This window comes from Deltaproteobacteria bacterium (assembly GCA_003696105.1).
Lineage (GTDB): Bacteria > Myxococcota_A > Polyangia > Haliangiales > J016 > J016.
This window is the reverse complement of record RFGE01000082.1, coordinates 1-6,663: the sequence shown is the minus strand read 5'-3', so window position 1 is coordinate 6,663 and position 6,663 is coordinate 1. Positions and strand designations below refer to the sequence as shown.

The window sequence follows — 6,663 nt, the reverse complement described above, 5'->3', positions numbered from 1 at the left end:
TGATTCGACCGTGGCGCGCAACCCTTCAGTCCTCGCGTTCCGGGTCATTGATGACCTGGCGGGTCAGCCATGACCCATGCCTCCGGGTCGCAAACGACCCAGGCGGGGTTTCTAATCCGGATTCTCCTGCATTCTCAGATGGTTGTATGTGGTTAGCCACAGCCCCCACTGTGCGGCAGTTTGCGTTCGTAAGACCACGCAGCGACATCAAAGTAAGGTGTATTACATACATAAGCGTGCTTGTTGGATCGCTTTTCGCAAAGGTCGCGCGGCATGGCGGCACACCTGGCGATCTTGCTCGTGGAAGACGACGTGGCGTTGCGCCGCACCTATGAACGCGCCCTCCAACGCGCGGGTCACGAGGTCTGCTCGGCGGGCGACGTCGCGGAAGCTCTCCAGTGGCTCGACCACCGCACGTTCGACCTCGCGTTCGTCGACTACGATCTGCCCGACGGCAACGGCGCCGACGTGGTCGAGTACGCGGTACGGCATTGCCGGGTGAGCGCGCCGTACTGCATCACGGGGACCGCGGACACCCAGACGGTCGTCGCCGTCACGCGCGCCGGCTGCCTCGACGTGTTCGAAAAGCCGGTCGGCCATCGCCGGCTCAACGCGCTCATCCAGCAGTTCATCGACGGGGCCGAAGATGGTGGCGCCGATCTCGATGCGTGGCGCGAGCGCTACGCGCCGAACATCCTCGGGGACAGCCCGGCGCTGCGCAACGTCCTCGACGTCGTCCGCAACGTCGCCGACTCGGACGCGACCGTGCTCATCACGGGCGAAAGCGGTACGGGGAAGGAGCTGCTCGCGCGCGCCGTCCACGACGCCTCCCCGCGTCGCGACCGCCCGTTCGTCGCGCTCAACTGCGCCGCCATCCCGGAATCGCTCATCGAAGCCGAGCTGTTCGGGCATACCCGCGGCGCCTTCACCGGTGCGGTGACGGCGCGCGAAGGCCGCATCGCGTCGGCCGACGGCGGGACGCTGTTTCTCGACGAGATCGGCGACATGCCGCTCGCGGCGCAGGCCAAGCTCTTGCGCGTGCTGCAAGAAGGGACCGTCGCGCCGATCGGCAGCAACGACCACGTCCGCATCGACATCCGGGTGGTCGCCGCGACCAACAAGGACCTCGAGCAGCTCGTCGAGGAGGGCAAGTTCCGAGCGGACCTGTACTACCGGCTCGCGGTCATCCCGGTGCATCTGCCGCCGCTGCGCGAGCGCATCGACGACATCCCGGCGCTGGCCGAGGCATTCGTGGCTCGCGCCAGCGCGCGCAACGGCCGCAACGTCACGGGCCTTACGGCCGACGCGCTGGATGCGCTCCGCCGCCATCGCTGGCCGGGGAACATCCGCGAACTGATGCACACGATCGAGCGCGCGGTGCTGCTGCGACGCTCCGGGAAGCTCACCGCGCGAGACATTCCGCTCAAGTTCGCGCGCGGGACCGTTCCGAACATTCCCGTGCAGAGCGCCGCTCCGATCGGCGACAACCTCGACCTGCGGGCGGCGATCGACGCGCTGGAGCGCCGCTACATCGAAGAAGCACTCCAGCGCACCGGCGGCAACCGCACCGAGGCCGCGAGTCTGCTCGGGCTCAACCGTACGACTCTCGTCGAAAAGATCCGCAAGCACATGTCGGCGTGACGACCTCCACGACCGGAGGCCCCGCGCCGGCGCCGCGTCCCCCGACGGCCCGCCGCCGCCCGCCCCGACGAGCGGCGGCATTTTTTTTGCGCGCAACGCCCGCCGGCGCGCAGGCGGCAGCCGGGCGACCCCCCGGCCGCCTGGCACGTAGGCTGCCGGCCCGCCGGCGCGCAGGCGGCAGTGCCATCGCCTCGACCGTCCGCTCCTCCTCGCCGGGTCCTCGGGCGATGCGCCGCCGGCCGCCCGCGCGAACCCGTCTGGTTGTCGCGTGGCCGCACCCGCCGGCGGCCCGCCGCCGGCGCCGTCAATCCCGCCGACAGCGCGGGGCCGCCACCGCGCAATCTCGCGCTGTTAGCGCTGGCGCACGGCTTGCTTTCTCCCCCGGGTGATGCGGACGTGGTTCAGCGCAGTCGACCGGATGGCCCAGGCGCTGACGTTTCACCGCGAGCGCCATGCGGTCCTGTCGGGCAACCTCGCCAACGTCGACACGCCCGGCTACCGGCCGGTCGATCTCGAGCGCGTATCCGGTGCCGGTACAACTGGGTTGCCGCTGCGGCGCACATCGGCCGCCCACATGGCGGCCGGCGGACTCGCGCCGGACACGCGCGTGGTCGACAGCGGCTCCGCGAGCGTCGGCGCCGACGGCAACGCCGTCAATCTGGAACGCGAGTTGGCCAAGATCGACGCGAACCGCGTCCGCTACGCGGCGGTGAGCGAACTCGTGTCGCGCAAGATCGCGCTGCTGCGCTACGCGGCGGGCGACGGAATCGGATGAGGTGCGTATGGATCTGTTCACTGCCATGGAGATCTCGGCGTCGGGCCTCAGCGCACAGCGCGTGCGCATGAACGTCGCGTCGTCGAACCTCGCCAACGTCCAGACCACGCGCACGGCCGGCGGCGGCCCGTATCAGCGCAAGAACGTCGTGCTTCGATCCCAGTCGGTCCCGGGCGCCAGCGGCTCGTTCGCCGGCGCGGTGCGCGCCGTCGAAGTCGCCGCGATCCAGCCCGACGGCGCACCGCCGCGCTACGAGTACGACCCCGGCCACCCCGACGCGAACGCAGACGGCTACGTCGCCTACCCGGACATCAACGTGGTCGAAGAAATGGTCGACATGATCACCGCATCGCGCGCCTACGAGGCCGGCGTCACGGCGCTCGGCACGTCGGTCGCGATGGCGGAACGCGCGATCGGGATCGGGCGGTAACCGATGGCCACCCCCGTTCACCTCGCGTCGTCCGCCGGTTCGCTGCCGCCGGTCGACCGGACCGCCGGCTCCGCTCGCGCCGGCGACGTGGACCTGGCCGATGCGTTCGCCGACGCGCTCGAGCGCGCGTCCGAACAAGAGCGCACGGCCGACGACCTGGCGACCCGGTTCGCGGACGGCGATCGGTCGGTCGGCCTGCACGAGGTGATGGTCGCGACGTCGAAGGCCAACGTGGCGGTGCGGTTCGCCATCACGCTCAAGAACCGCGCCATCGAAGCGTACCGCGAGCTGATGCGGACGCCCGTGTGAACTGACCGATGTCGACTCCGGACACCGAACGCGAACGCCTCGAATCGAAGCCGCAGCTGGTCGATCAATTGCGCGCTTTGTGGGCGAAGCTGTCGCCCGGGCGCCGCATCGCTCTCGTCGCCGCGGTCGTCGGCACGCTCGGCGCCGTCGGATATGTGTCGTGCAGCGAGCCCAGCGTGCGCTACGAGACGCTGTTTGCCGGCCTGTCGCCCGAGGACGCCGGCGACATCGTCCAGCGCCTGCAGGCGATGGGCGTTCCCTATCAGATCGCCGCCGGCGGCCGAGCGATCGAGGTGCCCGCAGCCCGCGTCCACGAGGTGCGCCTGTCGCTGGCCGCCGACGGTGTCCCCCGCGGCGGCGGCGTCGGCTTCGAGGTGTTCGACGACCAGTCGTTCGGCACCACCAGCTTTGTCGAGCAGATCAACTATCGGCGGGCACTGCAGGGCGAACTCGCCCGGACGATCAGCTCGCTCGATGCGGTGGCGTCGGCGCGCGTTCACATCGCGCTCGGCGAACGCTCGGTCTTCCGCGACGTCGACAACCCGCCGTCGGCGTCGGTCGCGCTGCGGCTGAACGGCACGCTGTCGCCGGCGCAAGTGCGCGGCGTCGTCAACCTGGTCGCGTCGAGCGTCGAAGGCCTCACGCCCGACCGGGTCGTGGTCGTCGACGACCGCGGCAACGTGTTGTCGGCCAGCGCCGACGCGACCCACCTCGAGGCCCAGCGCAGCATCGAGGAGACCCTGGCCGGTCGCGTCCGGTCGATGATCGAAAAGGTCGTCGGCCCCGGCCACGTGTCGGTCGTGGTCACCGCCGACATGAACCAGGAGCGCTACGAAAAGACCGAAGAGCGCTTCGACAAGGACAGCCCCGTGGTGCGCAGCGAGGCGATCACCTCGGAGCGCCTCGGCGACGCCGGCACGGTCGGCGGCATCGCCGGCGCGCGCGGCAACCTGCCGGGCACCCCGGCGCCGGCGTCGGCCGCCGGCCCCGGCGCGACCCGGGTCGCCGAGACCCGCAACTACGAGGTGAGCCGCGTCGTCACGCGTACCGAGGGGCCGCCGGCGCGGGTCGAGCGCCTGCACGTCGCGGTGCTCGTGGACTACAAGCCGGGCGATGGCGACGACGCGGCGCCGGTGCCGCGGGACGACGAGGAACTGGCTCGCATCGCCGCGATCGCGCGCGAAGCGGCGGGCGTCGACCCGGAGCGCGGCGACCGCATCGAGGTCCACAGCGTACCGTTCGCGCCGCTGCCCGAGCCGCCCGAGCCGCCGCCGGCGGAGGCCAATCCGTTGCCGCTGCCGCCGCATCTGCTCATCGGCGCCGGCGCGGGTGCGCTGGTGCTGTTCGCGCTGGCGTTCGCGCTGCTCCGGCGCCGCCGCAAGCGCAAGCAGCAGCCGGATGTGCTCCGCCTGCCGGCGCCGATCGCCGCGGTAGAACGAGCGATGACCGCGGCGCCCGACGCCGCGGGGCTGGAGCCGGGCGACGGCGGCGACGCGATCCCGGCGCTGTCCGCCCCGCCCGTGTTCGACCGCGTCGCCCGGGCCGCACGCCAGGATGCACAGCGCGCGGCGATGGTGCTGCAGGCATGGCTGCGCGGTGACGAAAAGCTCGTCGCAGGAGGTCGCCGATGAACCTCACCGGAGCGCAAAAAGCCGCTCTCGTGATCCTCGGTTTGAGCGAAGACGTCGCGGCGCTCGTGCTGCGCCAGATGGAGGAGGACGACCTGCGCCTGCTCGCCCAGGCCGTCGAAAAGTACGAACCGTTGAACGCGGACCTGCTCGAGCCGGCGCTCGAAGAGTTCGAGCGCGAGCTGGCCGGTCCCGTGTTGCCGCACGCGAGCAGCGACTACGTGCGCAAGCTGACGATTCAGGCGCTCGGACCGGACCGCGCGAGCCGCGTGTTCTCGCCGCCGGTGATCCCGCCCGCCGCGATCGAACGGCTGCGAGCGGCGCGCCCACAGGTGCTCGCCGACATGTTGCGCGAGGAACATCCTCAGGTCGCGGCCGCCGTCGTATCTCAGCTGCCGCCCGATCGCGCCGCCGAAGTGTTACTCGCGATGCCGGACGAAGACCGGGTCGACGCCCTGCGGAGGATCACGTCGATCGAGGAGATCCCCGAGCGCGCGGTCGCGATCGCGTCCGAGGCGCTCGCGGAATCGCTGGCTGCGGCCACGTCGGACGACGGCGAGGGACGCGAGTTCGATGGTCTCGCGTTCGCGGCGAGCGTCATCAACCAGATGCCGGCCGAGGACTCCGACCGCACCCTCGAACGGCTCGAGGAGCTCGACGCCGACCTGGTCCCGAAGATCCGCGAGGCGATGTTCACGTTCGAGGATCTGTCGCGCCTCGACAAGCGGTCGCTGCAGGCTCTCATGCGCGAGGTGTCCTCCGAGCAGATGCTCATCGCGCTCAAGACCGCCAGCGACGAGCTGCGCGAGGTGTTCCTCGGCGCCGTATCCAAGCGGGCCGCAGAGTCGATGCGCGAGGATCTCGAGCTCATGCCGCCCAAGCGGCTGTCGGAGGTGGAGGCCGCCCAACGGCAGATCATCGACACGGCGATGCAACTTGCCGCGGACGGCAAGATCTCCATGCCGGGCAACGGGGAGGAGATGGTATGAGCGCGCGCGCCGCACCGCTATTCGGCGCGCGCGCCGGCGCGACGGTGTCGCTCGCGGACGCGCTGGCGCCGGGGGACGCGCGGGCGACCGGCACGCGGCCGTGGCTGGCGCCGCCCGAAGAGCCGGCGACGGACGTCTCCGCGGCGGAGCGCGAACGCGAACTGACGGCCGCGCGCGACGCGGCTCGCGTCGAGGCCGAGCGTGCGCGCGCCGAGCTGTCGGCCGCGCGCGCGGCGTATGCCGACGGCCTCGCGCGACTCGCGGCGGCGCAGCGGCGCATCGAGCGCGCGTTCGCCGAGGAGGTGGTCGAGATCGCCCTGCTGGTGGCGCGCGAGGTCGTCGGCGCGGCGTTTGCGGCGGATCCGGCGCGCGCGGTCGACGCGGTCGCCAGCGCGCTCGACGCCGCGCGACGCCCGACCGCCGTGCGGCTGGCGCCCGCTGACGCGCGTGCGCTGCGGGCGGCGCGCCCGGACCTCGCGGCGGACGCGGCCGGCGGCGGATTGCGCATCGAGGTCGACGCGGCGATGGCGCCCGGCGAGTTCGTGCTCGAGTTGCCGGACCGCGTGATCGACGGGACGGTCGCCACGCGCTTGCAAGCCGTTCGCGCGGCGCTCGTCGACGCCGTGGCGCACGCCGGCGGGCTCGCGGGGCCGTGCGCGGACGACGCCGCACCCGGGGACGACGCACCCGACAACGCCGCGCCCGGGGACGACGCCGCACACGACAACGCCGCACACGACAACGCCGCACACGAGGACGCGGCGCCCGACAACGCCGCGCCCGACAACGCCGCACCCGGGGACGACGCCGCACACGACAACGCCGCACAGGAGGACGCGGCGCCCGAGGACGCCGCGATGCCCGCGACCGCCGCCGCGCAGAGCGACGGCG

General features: G+C 72.0%; 7 protein-coding genes. All 7 read left to right on the top strand.

Annotated elements, in window-relative coordinates:
- The first annotated feature begins 273 nt into the window (after positions 1-273).
- Complete coding sequence (locus D6689_05240) at positions 274-1,641, top strand: sigma-54-dependent Fis family transcriptional regulator (protein RMH43406.1); 1,368 nt, start codon at positions 274-276, stop codon at positions 1,639-1,641.
- 385 nt (positions 1,642-2,026) lie between these two features.
- Positions 2,027-2,416, top strand: coding sequence for a flagellar basal body rod protein FlgB (gene flgB / locus D6689_05235; GenBank protein RMH43405.1), 390 nt, complete (start codon positions 2,027-2,029; stop codon positions 2,414-2,416).
- Positions 2,417-2,423: 7 nt separating this feature from the next.
- The gene (gene flgC, locus D6689_05230) at positions 2,424-2,846 is read left to right on the top strand and encodes a flagellar basal body rod protein FlgC (GenBank protein ID RMH43404.1); all 423 of its coding nucleotides are present in this window, start codon (positions 2,424-2,426) and stop codon (positions 2,844-2,846) included.
- 3 nt (positions 2,847-2,849) lie between these two features.
- Positions 2,850-3,155 (top strand): flagellar hook-basal body complex protein FliE, encoded by a 306-nt coding sequence (fliE, locus tag D6689_05225; protein ID RMH43403.1) that lies wholly within the window; start codon positions 2,850-2,852, stop codon positions 3,153-3,155.
- An 8-nt stretch (positions 3,156-3,163) separates the two neighbouring features.
- Positions 3,164-4,786, top strand: a complete 1,623-nt coding sequence (gene fliF / locus D6689_05220; GenBank protein ID RMH43402.1) for a flagellar M-ring protein FliF — start codon at positions 3,164-3,166, stop codon at positions 4,784-4,786.
- The gene (locus D6689_05215) at positions 4,783-5,772 is read left to right on the top strand and encodes a flagellar motor switch protein FliG (protein RMH43401.1); all 990 of its coding nucleotides are present in this window, start codon (positions 4,783-4,785) and stop codon (positions 5,770-5,772) included. Before fliF ends, D6689_05215 begins: the two co-directional genes overlap by 4 nt.
- Positions 5,769-6,663: hypothetical protein (locus D6689_05210; GenBank protein RMH43400.1), on the top strand; the 895-nt coding region annotated here is incomplete at its 3' end. The genes D6689_05215 and D6689_05210, both read left to right, overlap by 4 nt.

Excerpts from the sequence above, each read along its gene's own strand:
- D6689_05240 (RMH43406.1), top strand. The coding sequence starts at position 274 with ATGGCGGCACACCTGGCGATCTTGCTCGTGGAAGACGACGTGGCGTTG.
- flgC (RMH43404.1), top strand. The coding sequence starts at position 2,424 with ATGGATCTGTTCACTGCCATGGAGATCTCGGCGTCGGGCCTCAGCGCA.
- fliE (RMH43403.1), top strand. The coding sequence starts at position 2,850 with ATGGCCACCCCCGTTCACCTCGCGTCGTCCGCCGGTTCGCTGCCGCCG.
- fliF (RMH43402.1), top strand. The coding sequence starts at position 3,164 with ATGTCGACTCCGGACACCGAACGCGAACGCCTCGAATCGAAGCCGCAG.
- D6689_05215 (RMH43401.1), top strand. The coding sequence starts at position 4,783 with ATGAACCTCACCGGAGCGCAAAAAGCCGCTCTCGTGATCCTCGGTTTG.